Origin of the sequence: Sulfurovum xiamenensis (assembly GCF_030347995.1) — a bacterium.
In the GTDB taxonomy this organism is placed as follows: Bacteria; Campylobacterota; Campylobacteria; order Campylobacterales; family Sulfurovaceae; genus Sulfurovum; species Sulfurovum xiamenensis.
Window position 1 is genome coordinate 1 of record NZ_JAQIBC010000003.1, and the last position, 17,596, is coordinate 17,596.

At 39.2% G+C, this 17,596-nt stretch carries 20 protein-coding genes; 13 read left to right on the forward strand and 7 right to left on the reverse strand.

Annotation, left to right across the window (positions count from 1 at the left end; translation table 11 throughout):
- The first annotated feature begins 625 nt into the window (after window positions 1–625).
- Both PF327_RS05555 and PF327_RS05560 read left to right on the forward strand, forming a co-directional pair.
- Complete coding sequence (locus tag PF327_RS05555) at window positions 626–2,152, forward strand: DUF3373 family protein (protein WP_289401647.1); 1,527 nt, start codon at window positions 626–628, stop codon at window positions 2,150–2,152.
- A 169-nt stretch (window positions 2,153–2,321) separates the two neighbouring features.
- On the forward strand, window positions 2,322–3,299 hold the full coding sequence (locus PF327_RS05560) for a DUF302 domain-containing protein (RefSeq protein ID WP_289401648.1): 978 nt from the start codon (window positions 2,322–2,324) through the stop codon (window positions 3,297–3,299).
- A gap of 59 nt (window positions 3,300–3,358) precedes the next feature.
- On the opposite strand, the gene PF327_RS05565 is transcribed toward PF327_RS05560, so the two are convergent.
- Entirely contained in the window at window positions 3,359–3,796 is a 438-nt protein-coding gene (locus PF327_RS05565; protein ID WP_289401649.1) for an MOSC domain-containing protein, read from the reverse strand.
- A 132-nt stretch (window positions 3,797–3,928) separates the two neighbouring features.
- Between PF327_RS05565 and PF327_RS05570 the strand changes: the two genes are divergently transcribed.
- From PF327_RS05570 to soxZ, 6 genes are all read left to right on the forward strand, one after another.
- Window positions 3,929–4,366, forward strand: coding sequence for a hypothetical protein (locus PF327_RS05570; protein ID WP_289401650.1), 438 nt, complete (start codon window positions 3,929–3,931; stop codon window positions 4,364–4,366).
- Window positions 4,363–4,830 (forward strand): thiosulfate oxidation carrier protein SoxY, encoded by a 468-nt coding sequence (locus tag PF327_RS05575; protein WP_289401651.1) that lies wholly within the window; start codon window positions 4,363–4,365, stop codon window positions 4,828–4,830. Before PF327_RS05570 ends, PF327_RS05575 begins: the two co-directional genes overlap by 4 nt.
- A 267-nt stretch (window positions 4,831–5,097) precedes the next feature.
- On the forward strand, window positions 5,098–6,447 hold the full coding sequence (soxC, locus tag PF327_RS05580) for a sulfite dehydrogenase (RefSeq protein WP_289401652.1): 1,350 nt from the start codon (window positions 5,098–5,100) through the stop codon (window positions 6,445–6,447).
- Window positions 6,428–7,702, forward strand: coding sequence for a c-type cytochrome (locus PF327_RS05585; protein WP_289401653.1), 1,275 nt, complete (start codon window positions 6,428–6,430; stop codon window positions 7,700–7,702). The genes soxC and PF327_RS05585 overlap by 20 nt, the downstream gene beginning before the upstream one ends.
- 100 nt (window positions 7,703–7,802) lie before the next feature.
- The gene (locus PF327_RS05590) at window positions 7,803–8,249 is read left to right on the forward strand and encodes a thiosulfate oxidation carrier protein SoxY (protein ID WP_008245952.1); all 447 of its coding nucleotides are present in this window, start codon (window positions 7,803–7,805) and stop codon (window positions 8,247–8,249) included.
- Window positions 8,250–8,324: 75 nt separating this feature from the next.
- Window positions 8,325–8,642, forward strand: a complete 318-nt coding sequence (gene soxZ, locus PF327_RS05595) for a thiosulfate oxidation carrier complex protein SoxZ (RefSeq protein ID WP_008245951.1) — start codon at window positions 8,325–8,327, stop codon at window positions 8,640–8,642.
- 384 nt (window positions 8,643–9,026) lie between these two features.
- Here the strand turns inward: soxZ and PF327_RS05600 are convergent, their stop codons facing one another.
- From PF327_RS05600 to rpsT, 3 genes are read right to left on the reverse strand one after another with little or no spacing between them, the layout of a single operon-like run.
- The gene (locus tag PF327_RS05600) at window positions 9,027–9,488 is read right to left on the reverse strand and encodes a hypothetical protein (RefSeq protein WP_289401654.1); all 462 of its coding nucleotides are present in this window, start codon (window positions 9,486–9,488) and stop codon (window positions 9,027–9,029) included.
- Window positions 9,489–9,491: 3 nt separating this feature from the next.
- Complete coding sequence (gene prfA / locus PF327_RS05605) at window positions 9,492–10,559, reverse strand: peptide chain release factor 1 (protein WP_289401655.1); 1,068 nt, start codon at window positions 10,557–10,559, stop codon at window positions 9,492–9,494.
- Between the two features lie 51 nt (window positions 10,560–10,610).
- Window positions 10,611–10,880 (reverse strand): 30S ribosomal protein S20, encoded by a 270-nt coding sequence (gene rpsT / locus PF327_RS05610; RefSeq protein ID WP_008245947.1) that lies wholly within the window; start codon window positions 10,878–10,880, stop codon window positions 10,611–10,613.
- 225 nt (window positions 10,881–11,105) lie between these two features.
- Here rpsT and glmM point away from each other — a divergent pair, with 225 nt between their 5' ends.
- Entirely contained in the window at window positions 11,106–12,443 is a 1,338-nt protein-coding gene (gene glmM, locus PF327_RS05615; protein ID WP_289401656.1) for a phosphoglucosamine mutase, read from the forward strand.
- On the forward strand, window positions 12,443–12,892 hold the full coding sequence (gene lspA, locus PF327_RS05620) for a signal peptidase II (protein ID WP_289401657.1): 450 nt from the start codon (window positions 12,443–12,445) through the stop codon (window positions 12,890–12,892). The genes glmM and lspA overlap by 1 nt, the downstream gene beginning before the upstream one ends.
- Before the next feature lie 19 nt (window positions 12,893–12,911).
- On the opposite strand, the gene PF327_RS05625 is transcribed toward lspA, so the two are convergent.
- Window positions 12,912–13,691 (reverse strand): inositol monophosphatase family protein, encoded by a 780-nt coding sequence (locus PF327_RS05625; RefSeq protein ID WP_289401658.1) that lies wholly within the window; start codon window positions 13,689–13,691, stop codon window positions 12,912–12,914.
- A 26-nt stretch (window positions 13,692–13,717) separates the two neighbouring features.
- Between PF327_RS05625 and PF327_RS05630 the strand changes: the two genes are divergently transcribed.
- Complete coding sequence (locus tag PF327_RS05630; RefSeq protein ID WP_289401659.1) at window positions 13,718–14,536, forward strand: paraquat-inducible protein A; 819 nt, start codon at window positions 13,718–13,720, stop codon at window positions 14,534–14,536.
- Window positions 14,537–14,542: 6 nt separating this feature from the next.
- On the opposite strand, the gene PF327_RS05635 is transcribed toward PF327_RS05630, so the two are convergent.
- Both PF327_RS05635 and moaC read right to left on the reverse strand, forming a co-directional pair.
- Complete coding sequence (locus tag PF327_RS05635) at window positions 14,543–14,812, reverse strand: HP0495 family protein (protein ID WP_289401660.1); 270 nt, start codon at window positions 14,810–14,812, stop codon at window positions 14,543–14,545.
- Window positions 14,813–14,830: 18 nt separating this feature from the next.
- Window positions 14,831–15,304 (reverse strand): cyclic pyranopterin monophosphate synthase MoaC, encoded by a 474-nt coding sequence (gene moaC, locus PF327_RS05640; RefSeq protein WP_289401661.1) that lies wholly within the window; start codon window positions 15,302–15,304, stop codon window positions 14,831–14,833.
- A gap of 163 nt (window positions 15,305–15,467) precedes the next feature.
- On the opposite strand from moaC, the gene PF327_RS05645 reads away from it, so the two are divergent.
- Both PF327_RS05645 and ccoG read left to right on the forward strand, forming a co-directional pair.
- Window positions 15,468–16,142 (forward strand): recombinase family protein, encoded by a 675-nt coding sequence (locus PF327_RS05645; RefSeq protein ID WP_289401662.1) that lies wholly within the window; start codon window positions 15,468–15,470, stop codon window positions 16,140–16,142.
- Window positions 16,143–17,588 carry a cytochrome c oxidase accessory protein CcoG gene (gene ccoG / locus PF327_RS05650; protein WP_289401663.1) on the forward strand — a complete coding sequence of 482 codons (1,446 nt, stop codon included), beginning with the start codon at window positions 16,143–16,145 and terminating at the stop codon, window positions 17,586–17,588.
- Window positions 17,589–17,596 lie beyond the last annotated feature (8 nt).

Consider the following 17,596-nt stretch of genomic DNA (forward strand, 5'->3'; position numbering starts at 1 on the left):
CCAACTTTTTTATTGTTTATCTGTTTATTTTACATATGATTTACACTCATGGGTTATAATACGTGCAGAAAAGATAACCATTGTCTTTTAAGAGATCGTGTTTTACTCTTGTCCAATATAAGTAGTCTTCCTTGATATATTGTATCGGTTATCTTTTTCTAAAAAATATCTCTCTTTACCTTTATTATTTATATATAGGTCTTCTTTCTTAAGATCTACCTTTTATATCTTTATTTATAAAACATTTAACATTTAAATCTTTGATTAATCCTCTATTTACTCCTCATTAACTCCCATACCTTAGAATACTTCGAGAAAGGCAGCCAATCTCCCTTTCCAAGAGAATTGTTTTACTCCTTGTCCAATATTTGTAATAACTTCCTTGTCTCGTGGTCCATCGGCTGACTTTTTTACTGAAGAGCCTTCACTTCCTCCCTTTTTAATTTCCCTTAGGCTCTTCATCTATATTTACCCCTTTTTTACGAGACTTTTTATAACATTTATAACATAATGTTAACTAACGATAAAATATTTTAAAAATTTACTTTTTTAAGTCTAAAATCAGTCTAGATGGTCTAAACTAACCGTTACATGTTTTGGACAAACATAAATTAAAGGAGTAAACATGAAGAAAATAATAACAGCATCACTTGTTGCAGCATTAGCAGTAACTAGTGTTCAAGCGGAATCTACGTCAGATAGAATAGATTCATTAGAGAAAAAGCTTAAAAAGCTAAACAAAAAGATCAATGAAGTAAAAGCACATGATGCAGGCGATAACATCAAATGGGGTGTTGATATGAGAACATCATATGATAATATCAACTATGATATGGCTGATGGTTCTACACGAAGTAAAGATAACCTTTACAGCTACAGACTTTGGTTAAATATGGCGTATGCTCCAGATGCAAACAATGTATTTAAAGGGCAGCTTTCTATGAATAAAGCTATGGGTGCGAGTTTTGACAATCCTATGATGCGTCCGTATGATGCATTTGACTGGACAACAAATGAAGCATTAAGAGATACTACACTTAGAGTAAGACAAGCATACTGGTTATACCTTGGTGAGAAAGCATTTGGTGCAGATATCCCTTGGACATTTTCAATCGGTAGAAGACCATCAACAAATGGTTTTCTTGCTAACTTGTCTCAAGACGATGCAGCTGCGTCTCCACTAGGGCATATCATTAATGTTGAATATGATGGTTTGAGCTCTAAGCTTGATCTTTCTAAAGTAACAGGTGTTCCAGGAATGTCTATCAAATTATGTATGGGGAATGGTTCTACTAATGCAACACCATTGATCGGTACTCCATCTCCAAATGCTGATGTTGAAGCAAATGGAATGGAAGATATTCAACTGGCTGGGTTTATCGCTGAACCATACAATGATGGTCAGATTATTACTAAGGCCCTTTGGTTTAAAGCATTTGACCTTCCTGATCTAATTGATCCAATGGCGATGTCACCAATTAATATGGATGGAACAATCAACCCATTATTTGGTGCTATGCAACAAGTTGGTAACATTGAAGGTGGAGCATTCTCAGCGTTAATTGACGGTCTTGCTGAAGAGGGTTATTTTGCAGACGCAAAAGTATTCGGTTCAATTGCGTATACTAAAACTGACCCAGATGCTGGTAGTTCTATGTTAGGTTCAGTAGATAGCGAAACAGGGACTTCTTACTGGTTTGGTGCATATCTTCCAGTAACAGATGGTGAGAATAACTACGGTAGACTTGGACTTGAGTATAACCACGGTTCAAAATACTGGAGACCATTTACATATGCTGAAGACACAATGGCTGGTTCTAAGATGGCTGTAAGAGGTGATGCGTTTGAAGCTAACTATACTTACCAGATCAATGAGGCACTTAGTATGCAACTTAGATATGTAAAAATGGACTATGACTATACAGGTAGTAACGGATTCTTTGGAAGTTCTACAGGTACTCCAGTCAAAATTGATGATCTTAAACAATGGGCGGCAGGTGCACAAACTTATTTGGCTAATGGAGGAGATGGTTCATTTGATCCAAACGCTCCAACTGCTAATGAGTTACAGGCAATGCAAACTATTGGATGGGCTCAAAATACTGTTGAAACAGCTGAAGACTTTAGATTCTACATCAGATATAGATTCTAATATTACTTAACAAAGGGATTCCCCTTTGTTAACCCTTCATTCTTTAAATTTTTCCACACATAATCCACTTTTTTTCTTTATCTTATTACACATAAAATTATTAATTGAAATTAAATGAAGTTCAGTTATAATAATGGCCATGTATAAAACACACACAAAAAGGACTACAATGAAACACTTCACAAAATTGCTACTTGCAATGGTTGTTACGATGGGAATGGTAACGGGAACTGTTGCAAATGACACAAAAGCTACACACAATGTAACGATCTTGACAGCAGACAACAGCGACGGTAAGATCACACCTAAAACGATCGCAGCGGCATTTGAAAAAGCAGGTTTTTTCATCAATGACAACAGAGATATGACAGCACCATGGAAAAAACAGATCAAAGATGGTACAAAAAACTTTGATACGCTTGACTTTGATGTTTATAACCTCTTTACGATCTTTAAAAAAGATGTAGTGGTAAAATTGGGTCAAAAATACCCGAATATCGGTCTTTTCTCTCCAATGAGTATGTCTATCTGGGCAAAAAAAGGGTCAAAAACAATTTCTGTCTCTTCTTTGAGTGCTGCAGCAATGGCAGAGATCATGGGCGTTCCTGCGGATGATGCAGAGCTAGTTGCATACGGAAAGCTTGTGGAAGAGACGCTTAGAGCTGCACTTCCAAATGCAAAAGTAGAAACAGTATCTTATGAGATGAAACAGCCGGAAGGTCCACTTGTTTCAACAGCACAATTTGCTATGGATCCTGATGGAGACTGGGAAGAGATCAAAGAAGAGTTCCAGGCTGCTTTTGAGCAAGAATTGATCCCGGCTATGTTCATCAATGCAGGATTTAATGACCTTAACTATGATATGGAAGAGAGTGGTTTTGAAGGGTATACTTTTTATGACGTATACTCTATCTGTTACCTAGAAGTGATCTATACAGTGGCTAAAACACACCCTGAAGCAGGAGCATTCGCGCCTTGTTCAATGTATATGTATCAAAAAAGAGGAACACATACTATGGAGATCGGATTCCCTTCAGTGTATAACTGGATAGCATCATTAGCGATCGAAGATAAAGCGTCTCATGATATTCTACTCATGGCACAGAAAAAAATGGAAGATATACTTAAAAAGCTTACAGCTAAGTAATCAAGATATTTCTAGAGGGCAACTGCCCTCTAATCTAACTACATTATAAAACATACCTCTTAACTTAAAAGAGTTATTTCATCACCTTTTTTAATCATACCCCCCTCAATCACTTTAGCAAAAATACCCCTGTCATCTTTAAGCAGTGTAGGTAGATTCTCATCAATTTTTGAAAGATGATCGCACATCGTACAGTTTTGGCTGATCTCCAAAATCGCTTCACCGATACGGAGTTTATCTCCTGGTATAAGATGGTAAGGATTGTAGTCCATCAAGATGTTTTCTCCCAATGAACCAAAAGGAAAAGTGATGTTATGTTTGCTGGCTAAGGCATAACTCGCTTCTGATGTAAGCAGTACGGATCTGTTGATATTTGTATCATAATACTTATCTTCTATGATACCTTTTGGATCCAGGTTAAATAACTCTTTTTCAATGCGAGTAGAAGAGCCTTGTACAGATATAAAAAGAGTTGTTACTTTTCCTACATTTTTCATCAACGTGCTCCTCTTTAGTTTTTTAGAATTGTACCATAAAGATTTTATAGAGGCTGACCTGATGGTTTGTGTCAGAAAACTTAAAGCTCTTTTATATTATCTTTAATCAATATTTGATTTTTAGGGGTTTCAGTGAGTACAAGCAGTGAAGAGAGAATAGAACAGTTCTATAGTATGGTGGAAGAGAATATAGAGAATGGTATGCTCTACAGGGATGCCATAGAGTTGGCAGCAGTGACGGTAGGCGGTCTTATCACCGCTAAAGTGTCCCAGGCGATGGCCAAGTACCAAGAGGCGATTCACCCGCAGTCTCATCTGTCCCAAGAGGAAGATAAAGATGCCTTGGCACTCTTAAGCATGGGCGTACTTTGGGATAATACCTATTTTAATCCGATAGAGCCGGATGCATCGACACCTTTGGAAAACACTCTGGCCGAGTCGATCTATTTTATCATGAAGTATGGGAAAGAAGAAGATGGATTAAACAAGGCATTAGAAGCGAATGAGAAGTGTGCAGGTGATGTGGAATCACGTGCCAAGGCTATACGGAGAGTTTTGGAAAAAGTATGAATCGACGTCATTTTTTAGTTTTTAGTTTTTGTATTTTCCCCTATGCCGGAGAGGTGTTCGCGGTAGATTACAGAAAGCGTAATCCCCTCGCATGGAAAGCCTCTTCGATCAATGATGCAGCTATGGAACTGTATGGAAGAGAAAAATTTGCAACGATTCAAAAAAGTACAGCTATAGAACTTATTGTCCCTCGAGGTATCGTTAGGGATCCAGAAAACATCCCGATCACCATACGTTCATCACTCCAAGCAAAAACCCTTGCTATTTTCCAGGATGCCAATCCTAAGAGTCTGGTCGCCGTCTTTGATATCAATGAAGAGAGTGTGATCGAGTATGAGCTGAATATAATCATGGAGTTTAAGGGAACTGTTTTTGCGGTACTTGAAGGGTTGGATGGGAAACTCTATTACACGCGTGAATATATTGAGGTACTCCACTTAAGCTGTATGGGTTCCGGAGAGTAAAAAGGTTGCTTGATGTGCTTACAATAATCACTTATTCAGTACTTTAGATCTGTTTTGCAAACCCTATATATAATATTTATGATAATTATATAGTTTTTTTATGTTTGTGGTGCATTTTTGTTACAGAGAGAAGATAATTACATAGTTTCTAAGTAGAGATTAATCATTTTAATCCCTAACTTTTATTTTATTTGAATATAATCTATGGCATATGACGAAATTAAGGGATACATCCTTAGTCATTTTAAAATTAATCAAGGAGGACAAATGAATAAGATAACTAAAGAAGAGTTTGACGTTGTTTCTGAAGTATCAGAGCAAACATCAAGAAGAAACTTTTTCAAGAAAACAGCAACTTATTCTATGGGCGCATTAGCTGCAGCTAGTGTTGTCGCACCCGTCACAATAGATGCGAGTGAGCATATTAAAGCAAACCCTGAGGATGATCCAAACATCATGGAAGAGAAACCATGGAGTCTTAAGTTTGGTGCACCTGTAACAGAGAACCTATACGGTCAGCCATCACCATATGAGCATCAGGTAACAAGAAGAACAACACCTATTTTGTCTTCTGGTAACTATAGAGCATCAATTGCGGTAACACCTATTCAGGATCTGAATGGAATTATCACACCAAATGGTCTTTTCTTTAACAGAAATCACGGTGGTACACCAACAATCGATCCAAACCAGCATAGACTAATGATTCACGGTCTTGTTGAGAAGCCGATCGTTTTAACAATGGATCAGTTGAAAAGATATCCAAATGTAAGTAGAGTTCACTTCCTTGAGTGTCCAGCGAACGGTGGGCCGGAGTGGAGAGGACCTCAGTTTAACTCTATCCAATTTGCAAAAGGATTTATGTCTTGTGCTGAGTGGACTGGTGTTTACATCAAAGATATTCTTAAAGACCTTGGTCTTAAGCCAGAGGCACAATGGATGCTTGCAGAGGGTATAGATAACTCTCATATGGGTAGAACTATCCCTGTAGATAAAGTACTTGATGATGCAATGATCGTTTGGGGACAAAATGGTGAAGCATTACGTCCAGAGCAAGGGTACCCGATCAGAATCGTTGTTCCAGGTTGGGAAGCAAACTTATGTGTAAAATGGTTGGCTAGACTTGAGTTCGCAGCAGAGCCATTCTTTGCGAAAGAAGAGACATCTAAATATACAGCATTGAAGCATACTGGTAAAGCGATACAACACTTCTACGCAAACGAAGTAAACTCTGTTATTACTTCACCATGTCCTGAGAAACCATGGACAGACCTTAAAAAAGGTGATATGGTAGAGATCGAAGGACTTGCATGGTCTGGTATGGGAACAATCTCAACTGTTGATGTATCATTCGATGGCGGTAAAAACTGGGTAGAAGCATCATTGAAAGGTCTAGTACTTGATAGAGCTTGGACTAGATTCTCTATTATGCATGAATATACAGGTGAGCCTATGCTCCTTAGTTCACGTGCTTCAGATGACGCAGGACACATTCAGCCAACAGTGAAAAATGAAAGAGCTGCGGTAGGAATCGAAGGTGTTTACCATAGAAATGGTATCCATACATGGGAAATAGATGCAAAAGGAGAGGTTACAAATGTACAAATCTTATCATAAAAAAATTGTTGCAAGTACACTGCTTGCATCAGTAGTATTTTTAGGAACAGCTTGTAATGCATCTAACGGTACAAAAGATACAGCTGGAGCAAATCCTGCAACTGAAACAAAAAGTGTAGCAGCAAATACTACAATGAATACAGAAGGTTTCACTCAAAGAGAAATAGATGCTGTAGGTCCAGCAAACGCTTTAGTCTCTGACAGTGTTAAGAAAACATATGAGCATAATAATAAACTTGTAGTTGATGGTGGGGTAACTTATCCAAGTGTAAATGGTAAAAGAGGTGCGTATTATGTCAATGATGCAGCACACTCAACGCCATTCAACAAAGGTAAAGTAGCGACTGCGAATGAGCAAAAAGCTTGGGATATCGATGTAATGCCAGACGGTACAGGTCTTCCTGAAGGTTCAGGTACTGTAGAAGAAGGGGATGAACTGTATGAAGAAAAATGTGCATCTTGTCACGGTGACTTCGGTGCAGGTTCTGGACTTTACCCGAAACTTACTTTGGGTAATTCATATGCATTACAGAAAACAATGAAGAATCAAAGAGTTAATCCGGATTCTGAAGGTCCTCAGCGTGCATTCGGTCCATACTGGCCATATGCAAGTACATTATGGTGGTACATCAAAACAGGTATGCCTCACCAAGCACCAATGTCTTTAACTACGGATGAAGTCTATGCATTATCTGCATATATCCTTTACATTAACGAGATGAAGATCGATGGTGAGCTTGTGGATGATGAGTATGAACTTGACAGAGAGAAGTTCTTAAAGATCGTTATGCCAAACGTTGATGGTTTTGAGCCAAAGATCACTGGACCAGAAGGTCAAGACTATGCACGTAAATACTTCAATAACCCATTGAACTACGGTAACGGTGTAAGATGTATGAAAGACTGTTTTGAAGGTGAGCCTGAAGTGCAGAGAATCGGATTTGAACTTACTGACTTTAACCCACCGTTAAGCTCAGAAAAATCATTGCCTGAAGTAGAAGAAGCAGCGCCAGCAGCACCTGGTAAAGATACCTATGAAGCAAGCTGTGCAGTATGTCATGCTACAGATGCAATGGGTGCACCTGCAGTAGGTGATAAAGCAGCTTGGGCAGCAGCACTTGAAAAAGGGTTAGACCAAGTATATCACAACGCGATCGTTGGAAAAGGTGGTATGCCTCCAAAAGGTGGTGCTATGGACCTTTCAGATGAAAAAATAAAAGAAGTAGTCGATTATATGATCGGAGCAAGTAAATAATTGTGACTTATCACAATTATTTCACAATAGAATAGTAAAATAAAATATCAGGTTGGTTCATCCAGCCTTTTATCTAAATTTTTTATACAAAGGAAATAAAATGGATAGAAGAAAATTTATGAGTTTAAGTATGGCTGCAGCAGCTGTATTGCCAGCAAGCTTATCTGCAATTGATTTCAGAGCTACAAAGCCTGATACATGGACTGCACACACTGTAGCAGACGCAGTTAAAGCACTTTATGGTGATATCAAACCAGAAGAAAAAGGTGTAAAAGTAAAAGCACCAAAAGTAGCAAGTAACGGTGGAGCGATCCCTGTAACTGTAGAATCTGATATCGCTGCTAAAACTGTAGCTCTTTTCCAAGATGTAAACCCTGAAGCAGCAGTATGTGTATGGGATGTACAAGAGGGTGGGATCGTTGATTTCATGACTAAGATCAAGATGAAAGAATCTGGTACAATCACTGCAATCGTAGAAGGTACTGATGGTAAATTCTATTCAGGTAAAGTATCACTTGAAGTTGCTCTTGGTGGATGTGAAGGTTAATCATCCTTCAAGCAATTGGGTTAGATAGTAAAATCTAATTAAGTATAAACAGAAATAGAAAGAAAAAGGAATATTATGGCTAATATGAAAATTAAAGCAAAGCTTAAAGGCGATGTTGTAGAAGTAAAAGTAATGGCAAAACATGACATGCTTACTTATGATCAAGCAAAGAAAAAAGGTGTTGAGGCAAACTTCATCACTCACATTAGTGCAAATGTAAACGGTAAAGTAGTATTTGATGTATCTACTAGCCAGTTCTGGTCTAAAAATCCACAGTTCAAATTTTCTTTTAGAGATGCAGGATTGAAAAAAGGTGACAAGATCGAAATCACTTGGACAGACCTTAGCGGTAAAACTGTTACTGAAGACAAAAAGATCAAAGGTATTAAATAATACCTCTTCTGACCGTTTTCGGTCAGATTTCATAAAGAGTTAATCCATAGACTTTAGATAGAGTTTATGGATTAACTCTATTACAACTTAAAGTACATACTTCACATTTTGATAACCAAAATACTCTTTAGCTCTTTTATCTAAACTATTATTACATCCTATCCAAATAACAACGCTGATGCAACCTCTCTTCCGGAAAAAAAGCGGAAAGATATTTTGCTTTCTTTTTATAAGAATGGCAGTGGTTTTTTATCTAAGTAGGGACGGTATCGCGTAGAGTTTGATCAGATATAGAGAAAATCTCTCTTCTTTATTCTATTTACCGTGGTGAATATAAAAGTGATGGTTTAAAAGTAATGTAGAGTTTGAAAGTGAGGATGAGGATTAAAGTACTTGATGCACTTCAAACCAATAGACTTCACTTCTTGTGATCGTAGCTTTTTTTCGTTGATCAAAGTGTTCTGTTATATCAAAGCCTTCTTTGCCCAATCCCTCTTTATATGCATTGATAAAAGCAGTATAGGTCTCTTCTTTCATGGCAGTGATCTCGTAGGTTACCATATCATAGATTAGGCCATCAACCTGTATTTGTTCTCTCTCTATTTCATTAAGATTGATACTACCATACCGTTCCTCTCTAGGAAGGGTCATATTCATCTCTATATAGGTACGCATAGATGCAAGCATATGCTCGAGTTGTTTGACTGGTACTTCAGAGGATTCAATGATTGTAGAAAGCTCTTGTGTATAGCCCCAGGCACCGGAGACGGAAAGATCTGCATCAAAAGCTGCCTTGATAACCTCTTTGAGATCATTATCGCTTTTGAGTTGTTCAAATTGTAGCATGGATCAGAGTCCTGCTTCTTGGATAGCTTCTGTTTGTGCATGGGCGATGAGCGGATCTATGACCAATTTTAAGTTACCGTTGTTCATGACATCATCCAAAGCATAGAGTGTCAATCCTATACGGTGATCGGTCAATCTGTTTTGAGGGTAGTTATATGTTCTGATCTTCTCTGAACGATCCCCTGAACCCACTTGAAGTTTTCTTTGACTTGATGTTTCATCAAGTTGTTTCTGTAGTTCCGCTTCGTAAACTCTTGCTTTTAGTACCTTCATGGCTTTGTCTCTGTTCTTGTGCTGAGACTTTTCATCTTGTATAGCGACGACAATGCCTGTAGGAATATGTGTCAAACGTACGGCAGAGTCCGTGGTATTGACCGATTGACCCCCACAACCGCTTGAACGGTAGACATCCATTTTAATTTCATTGGGTTTGATGTCTATCTCAACGTCATCTACTTCAGGTATGACCGCTACAGTAATTGCAGATGTATGTACACGTCCCTGTGTTTCTGTGTCTGGAACACGTTGTACACGGTGTGTACCTGCTTCGTATTTAAGTTTGGAGTAGACACTATCACCTTTGATCTGGGCGATAAGCTCTTTATATCCTCCTGAGGTACCTTCATTGGTACTGACGATCTCTATCTTCCATCCCATTTGTTCTGCATAGCGCGAGTACATTTTAAAAACATCAGCCACAAAAAGTGCACTTTCATCTCCTCCTGCACCTGCACGTAGCTCAAGGAAGATATTCTTGTCATCATTTTTGTCTTTGGGTATCATAAGCACTTTGATCTCTTCTTCCAAGACAGGCAGCATCGGCTCTAACTCACTTAGTTCTTCTTTTGCAAGATCACCAAGCTCTGCATCCCCTAAAAGTTCTTTGTTTTCATCTATAGCATCGGAAGTCTCAACGTAAAGATTTGCTTTTTCTACTAATGCACTAAGGTCAGATTGCTCTTTACTGAGTTCTGTCATACGCTTAATATCACTGGCGATATCCGGAGAGCTTAAAAGTTGACTGATTTCGTTGTATCTGTCGATAAAAGGTTGAAGTTTTTCTTTGAACATAGGCGTTCTTTGTGTTAGATTGTGATTTTAATGAGGGTGTATCGAGACTGCTTATGCAGCTTCGATAGCATTTACCATTTTATGAAGACGGCTTACTTTTCTAGCAGCAGTTGTTTTCTTGATGAAACCTTTGCTTACTAATGAGTGGATTTGTTTGTTCGCTGTTGCGAATGCTGCCGTTGCCGCTGCTTTATCAGCTGCTGCTACTGCTTCATGTACAGCTTTTGTGATGTTTTTAATTCTTGTTCTGTAATATCTGTTTCTTTCAGTTTTTACAGCAGTTTGCAAAATACGTTTTTTTGCTGATTTATGGTGTGCCATGTTGTTTCCTTTATTAGGTATGTTGTTATTACTCAATTCATAGAGTGAAAATAGTTCGCGAATAATAGCTAAAAAAAGATTAAAGATTTATTAATGTAATCTTATAGTTGGTGAATTGTATGAAGATGAAGAGGGTGTTTGTTATAGAGAAAGGTTAATCATATTTGCGTTAAAATGATGGCAATAGAATGAAGGGCTAATGTAAACCCTTATAAGGAAGTAATTTTGGAACTTTTTGGAACCGACGGAGTACGTGGAAAAGCAGGGAAAAAAGTCAGTGCAGTGAATGCAATGCGTTTGGCTATGGCCACGGGTATCTATTTTAAACAATTTGCCAGAACCAATAAAATATTAGTAGGAAAAGATACCAGACGTAGTGGGTATATGATCGAAAATGCTATGGTCTCAGGGCTCACTGCTGTAGGGTTTGATGTGATACAGATAGGACCTATGCCTACACCGGCCATCGCATTTTTAACGGCAAATATGCGTTGTGATGCAGGGATCATGATCTCTGCAAGCCATAATCCTTATTATGATAACGGTATTAAGTTCTTTGATCGGGACGGAAACAAACTGAACCGTGAAAAAGAGAAGGAAATAGAAGCGATCTATGAAGATGATACACGGATAGAAGAAGCACAGGTAATTGGTAAAGAGATAGGAAAGTCAAAAAGAATAGATGATGTGATAGGCCGTTATATTGTACATATCAAAAACTCTTTTCCCGGAACGGCAACATTATCGGGTAAACGTGTCGTAATCGACTGTGCGAACGGAGCGGGGTACATTGTAGGACCTACGATACTGCAAGAGCTTGGTGCAGAAGTTGTGGTGTTAGGGGATAAGCCTAACGGATTTAACATCAATGAAGGATGCGGGGCAATGCATCCGGAGTATTTGGCAAAAGCAGTACTTGAGTATCGTGCAGATGTGGGTATCGCCTTGGATGGTGATGCGGATCGACTTGTGATAGTCGACGAGAAAGGTGACGTCGTCGATGGAGATAAGTTGATGGGTGTGCTTGCTGTACATCTTAAAAATCAAGGGACCCTCAAAGGTGATGGGATGGTTGCTACGGTGATGAGCAATCAGGGACTTGATGAGTATCTTGCTTCACAGGGGCTTAAGCTCTATCGTTCTGCAGTCGGGGATAAAAATGTTGTAGAGATGATGCAAGCGCATGGTATGAACTTTGGTGGAGAACAGAGTGGGCACATTATTTTCTCAGATTATGCAAAGACGGGAGATGGTATCTCCAGCGCACTGCAGGCTTTGGCATACCTGGTAGAGACTGAGAAAAAAGCGAGTGAAGCATTTAATCCGTATGAGTCGTACCCTCAACTTTTAGTGAACCTTTTGGTCCAGGAAAAAAGAGATTTTGATACGATCGAAGGGTTAGATGTCCTCAAAGAAAAAATTGAAAGGTTAGGGATACGTCATCTTTTCCGTTACTCCGGGACAGAAAATAAAATACGTCTTTTGCTTGAGGGGAAAGATGAGAAAAAAGTTGAAGCGATCATGGAAGAGTGTGTAGTGTTCTTTCAAAAGGCTTTAGCTTAATGAGAGCTTTTGCTGTCTTTTTTTTGGTACTTTTGGGTACCTTCATTGTAGACCAGAATATCAAAGCTCTCTTTATTGAGGGGTATTATCGTCCGGGAGCATGTATAGATCTTGAACTGCACTATAATAAAGGTGTGGCTTTCTCCATGCTATCCTTTCTTGGACCTTACCTTAAATGGATACAGTCACTCCTTGTAGTGGCGATCTTGTTCTTTGTATTTAAGGAAGGGTATATCAAACGTTATGCCTTTCCTGTAGGGTTACTCGTAGGTGGTGCACTAGGTAATGTGTATGATCGTTTTGTACATGGGGGTGTCGTGGATTATGTTGCCTGGCATTGTGGCTTTAATTTTGCCGTATTTAATTTTGCAGATGTGGCTATAGATCTTGCTGTTGTGTGGATCTTGGTGATGATCTATTTCTTTCCTCAAAAATCAGAAAGTAAATAAAACGGGGTTCTTTCACTATTTAGATCTTTTCTAAATAGTGTATCAGCTGTTGATGTACTTTGCCATTGCTTGCGACAATACTTTTATCATCAAAATCAAATGGTTGATTATCTACGTTGCTGATCTTACCACCTGCTTCTTGTACAATCAAAATCCCTGCAGCCACATCCCACGGTTTAAGATCGATCTCATAGAAAGCTTCTACCTTTCCCTGTGCAAGATAGCACAGGTCGATCGCTGCTGCACCCAGCCTTCGGATATCCTGGATATGCGGCAGCAGGTTGGTCATACATTTGATCACCCACTGGTACTCAATACCGGCATTGACCTTGGTATAGGGGAAGCCTGTGGCGATCAGTGCGTTTTGAAGCTCACTTTGTAGGCTTACTTCAAGTCTTTGTCCATTACAATAGGCACCCTCTCCATGTACAGCCCAGAACAGTTCTTCCAAAATAGGGTTATAGACGACAGCCAGTGTAGGCCTTCCCTGTTCCCAGACCCCAAGTGAGATCGCAAGGTGCGGAATACCGTGAACGAAATTTGTCGTACCATCGATGGGGTCAATGTAGATGGCCTTATCATAGTGGTAAATTCCATGGTGACTCTCTTCACCTACAAGGGTATGTTCAGGAAATGCTTTTTTGAGTTGATCGAGAATAAAGGCTTCAGTTTTGAGATCAAATTCGGTGACAAGATCTACCACTCCTTTATGGGAGACACCTTTGTGATGAGAGGCATATCCCTCTTTAACAATCCTACCTGCTTCTCGTGCTATCTGTTTTAATGTATCTATATTCATAGGAATGATTATAGTATAATCTCTCTATGAAAAAAAAGATAATGATACTGTTATTATCCTCATTGGTGATCATCATGGGGTATTTTGGACTGCAGGCTTACTCGCAGGCAAAAAAGTATGAGCAGAGTACTCAAACACTTGTCATGGATAAAGAGATTTCAGCACAGGCTGAATATCAGGCAAAAAGTTGGGCGGAGCAATTCAGTTTGGGATACTATGAGAATGATAAACGGCTTTTACGAGAAGCAATTATCCATGCACAAAAAGAGCATCAATTAGAAGCAAAGCGTTATACCTTCTATGTGATGGGGATGCTTCTTGTGATTTTGATCAGTGCTTTTTTGATAGAGTTGAGGCTCTTCACATTTTTTGGTGGTTTGACGGCATTGGTTGTGTTAATATTTGGTCTTTTTGCCCCCTTACTGACAGTGACGATCCATAGAGAGTTTGAGTATATAGGTGATGTGATACTCTCTTTTGAGTCCAAAAGTCTCTTGGGATCAGTTGTGAAGTTGTGGGAGGGTGGTGAAATAACGGTAGCTTTGGTCATCCTTCTCTTTTCGGTATTCATACCGCTCTTCAAGACGCTCTCTTTAATGTTTGTTGCGATAGTCATAGAAAGTAGGTTCGCCCATAGTATCGTACAGTTTTTCAAATGGGTTGGGAAATGGTCAATGCTGGATGTCTTTGTGGTGGCTACATTGTTGGTGTATCTTACAAGCAGTGGTTCTGATGTTAGTCATGCTGAGATACAAGTAGGGCTATATTTCTTTTTAGCCTATGTGATCGTCTCTATGCTGGTGAGTTTGGGTGCTGATAAAATGTTGCACAAACTACAACGTTGAGGTGATTTAAATCACCATGTCCACGTCGTCATGATCCTGACAGTATTTAAAGATACGGTTTCTCTCTTCTTCTGTATCTACAACACAGCTGGCATTGTAAGTATGGAATTTCCCTGTTCTTGAGGAATTCCCTAGAGAACAAAGATGTTCTTTATCTCCCATTGCTTCCTTGATACACCGTAAAAGGGCTTCCTTATCTCTGCCTATAAGTTTAAAGCCCCATCGTGTCGGATACTCGATTTGTGGTCTTTGAGGTGTTTTATCATCTAAGATCATGGATTCTCCTTTTTAGACTTATGCACGATTAAAATCGCCGCTCTTGCCACCGGATTTATGTTCCAGTTGTACATTTCTAATAACCATCCCTTTGTCTATGGCTTTGAGCATATCGTAGATCGTGAGCAGTCCTACACTGACTCCGGTAAGCGCTTCCATCTCTACGCCTGTCTGTCCATTGAGTTTTGCAGTGACCGTGAGTTTGAATCCAGGGAGGTCCGGAAGCTCTTCAATATCTGTTTTTACTGATGTGAGCATGAGCGGATGGCACATAGGGATAAGCGTTGAGGTCTGCTTCGTCCCTTGGATGGCAGCAATGACCGCGGTTTGCAGAACGGGCCCTTTTTTGGCTGTATTTTCCAGTACGGCATCAAAAGCAGCCTGTCCTACTTCTATGATACCGCTTGCCGTGGCGATACGGGTAGTGTTGTCTTTGTCTGAGACATCGACCATTTTGGGTTTGTTTTGTTCATCTAGGTGTGTAAGGTTCACTTTTTATCCTCATGCTTGTTTCTCTAGGCGTATTTTAACATAAAATAGGTGCAAGGAAGAAAAAATGACGATGATTGTAGTAAAAATGATGAAAATAGTCTGAAATTACTTGACTTTTATCGTCACATAAGATAATATAATAAAAATTATCAAAAGGAATAATATGGTTTATGCATATATGAGGCAGGTGCCAGGTTTTCCACATTTGACCACACAGCAGAGCGATATTCTTGCATTTGCTCTGAGAAATGAACTGAATATTGATCAAGAAGTGGTGGAATACGCAACGAAAAATCTTCTTTTGGATGAGAGAAAGGATTTTGAAGCATTTTTGCAAACCATGCAAGATGGGTATACCGTGATCGTCTCTTCTTTGTTTCTATTAAGCGACAAAGTTGAAGAATTAATAAAGGTGATAAATTGTATGCTTAGTCATAATGTGAATCTTTGGATTGTAGACTCAAATATGCTCATGAACAAAGAGACCAGCATGGTAGAGATATTCCCCTTATTAAATGCATTAAGACAGGAAGAAAAAGAGAAGACAAATCAGATAGGACGTCCAAAAGGGAGCAAATCAAGCTCTAAGTTTGATATCTATCAGAGAGAGATCATCTCTTTTTTGAGAGGGGGAATGAATGTTAGTGCGATAGCCAGAGAGTTGGACGTAAGCCGTAGTTCACTGAAAGATTATATCGAGTCACGGGGGATCAGAGAGTTAGTAGAAGGGGCATGGATGGAGCTGAACCCATCAGAAGGTGAGAGAGATATGGATAATATAGTGCTGATATGTCCGTTTGAAAAAGATAAAGAAGCAAAAGAACGAAAGGTATCATAAATGGAATCTACAATCACAACAGAAAAACCAAAGAAAAATCAGTCAAAAGAGTATTTAAAAGGTTGGGTACCTTATCGTATCAAAAGATATTGGTTTTATGCAGCCGCAACGGTCATTGCCATGGTTATGCCATGGATCACGATCAATGGTAACCATCTTTTTTTATTGAGTTTTGATCAGAAGAAGTTGCATTTGGCAGGGATCGCTTTTGATATGCAAGAGCTTTACTTGATGCCGTTTCTGCTGATGCTCCTTTTCCTGGGTATCTTTGCTATCACAGCAGTAGGGGGTAGAGCATGGTGTGGTTGGGCCTGTCCTCAGACTATATTTAGGGTGATCTATAGAGACGGTATAGAGACAAAACTTTTAGGGTTGAGAAAAAAGATCAAAAACAAGCAAAAAGAACCGGATATGAGCAAAATGGAAAACAAAGTGAAAAGTGTCATCGCTATCTTGCTCTGGTCTGTGTTGGCATTTGTAGCTTCTGCCAACTTTTTATGGTACTTTGTGCCTCCTGAAGATTTCTTCAGGTATTTGAGCGATCCTGCTGAGCATATGGTATTGGTAGGTGTGTTGGTGAGTACGGCACTCTTTATCATACTTGATGTGGTATTCATCAAAGAGAACTTTTGTGTCTATGTCTGTCCTTACAGCCGTGTGCAGTCAGTACTGTATGATGATGACACCATTATGGCCGTCTATGATCCTATAAGAGGTGGCGAGATCTATGAAGGGCATGGATATGAGAGAGAAAAGAAATTTACGAAACAAAAAGATCTTCTAAGCGTGGAGCCTAATGCTGAGTGTACCACATGTGAAAGTTGTGTGACGGTCTGTCCGACACATATTGATATCCGTAAAGGGTTGCAGCTTGAGTGTATCAACTGTCTGGAGTGTGTAGATGCCTGTACTTCAGTGATGGGCGCATTAGGTAAACCAAGTCTGGTACAGTGGTCAAGTGAAAAAGAGACCCTTCGTCATGAAGGCAAAACGAACTACTTGAGAGGCAAGGTCATTGCATACTTTGCCGTGCTTATGATCGTACTGGTAACACTGTTCGTGATGGGAAGTAAGAAAGAGCATATGCTTTTAAATATCAACAAGAGTCAGAGACTCTATAAAGTGTTGGACAACGGTGTAGTTCAGAATGACTATATTTTCATGTTTGCCAATACAGACAGTAAAGATCATACTTACTTCTTTGAGATCGTAGGGAATGACAAGATCACCATAAGGAGACCTTCGGAGCCATTTGAGCTTGGTGCAGGTCAGAAAAAGAAAAAAGTAGTGGTCCTGGAAACAAAAGAGCAACTGGCGAATAATACAAGAAAAGATGTCCCTATCCCTATAGTGATAAGAGCCTATGCTACAGATGACAAAGAGAAGATCATGGTGGAAAGAGAACAAGTGTTTTTCTACCCTCGTGCAGACTTAGTGAAAAAATAGGAGAAACG

Bases quoted from the DNA above. Each gene is read 5' to 3' on its own strand.
- soxZ (WP_008245951.1), top strand. From the start codon at position 8,325: ATGGCTAATATGAAAATTAAAGCAAAGCTTAAAGGCGATGTTGTAGAA.
- ccoG (WP_289401663.1), top strand. From the start codon at position 16,143: ATGGAATCTACAATCACAACAGAAAAACCAAAGAAAAATCAGTCAAAA.
- PF327_RS05560 (WP_289401648.1), top strand. From the start codon at position 2,322: ATGAAACACTTCACAAAATTGCTACTTGCAATGGTTGTTACGATGGGA.
- PF327_RS05575 (WP_289401651.1), top strand. From the start codon at position 4,363: ATGAATCGACGTCATTTTTTAGTTTTTAGTTTTTGTATTTTCCCCTAT.
- PF327_RS05645 (WP_289401662.1), top strand. From the start codon at position 15,468: ATGGTTTATGCATATATGAGGCAGGTGCCAGGTTTTCCACATTTGACC.
- rpsT (WP_008245947.1), bottom strand. From the start codon at position 10,880: ATGGCACACCATAAATCAGCAAAAAAACGTATTTTGCAAACTGCTGTA.
- soxC (WP_289401652.1), top strand. From the start codon at position 5,098: ATGAATAAGATAACTAAAGAAGAGTTTGACGTTGTTTCTGAAGTATCA.
- PF327_RS05625 (WP_289401658.1), bottom strand. From the start codon at position 13,691: ATGAATATAGATACATTAAAACAGATAGCACGAGAAGCAGGTAGGATT.
- PF327_RS05585 (WP_289401653.1), top strand. From the start codon at position 6,428: ATGTACAAATCTTATCATAAAAAAATTGTTGCAAGTACACTGCTTGCA.
- PF327_RS05635 (WP_289401660.1), bottom strand. From the start codon at position 14,812: ATGATCTTAGATGATAAAACACCTCAAAGACCACAAATCGAGTATCCG.
- PF327_RS05555 (WP_289401647.1), top strand. From the start codon at position 626: ATGAAGAAAATAATAACAGCATCACTTGTTGCAGCATTAGCAGTAACT.
- PF327_RS05600 (WP_289401654.1), bottom strand. From the start codon at position 9,488: ATGCTACAATTTGAACAACTCAAAAGCGATAATGATCTCAAAGAGGTT.
- PF327_RS05630 (WP_289401659.1), top strand. From the start codon at position 13,718: ATGAAAAAAAAGATAATGATACTGTTATTATCCTCATTGGTGATCATC.
- prfA (WP_289401655.1), bottom strand. From the start codon at position 10,559: ATGTTCAAAGAAAAACTTCAACCTTTTATCGACAGATACAACGAAATC.
- PF327_RS05565 (WP_289401649.1), bottom strand. From the start codon at position 3,796: ATGAAAAATGTAGGAAAAGTAACAACTCTTTTTATATCTGTACAAGGC.
- PF327_RS05590 (WP_008245952.1), top strand. From the start codon at position 7,803: ATGGATAGAAGAAAATTTATGAGTTTAAGTATGGCTGCAGCAGCTGTA.
- lspA (WP_289401657.1), top strand. From the start codon at position 12,443: ATGAGAGCTTTTGCTGTCTTTTTTTTGGTACTTTTGGGTACCTTCATT.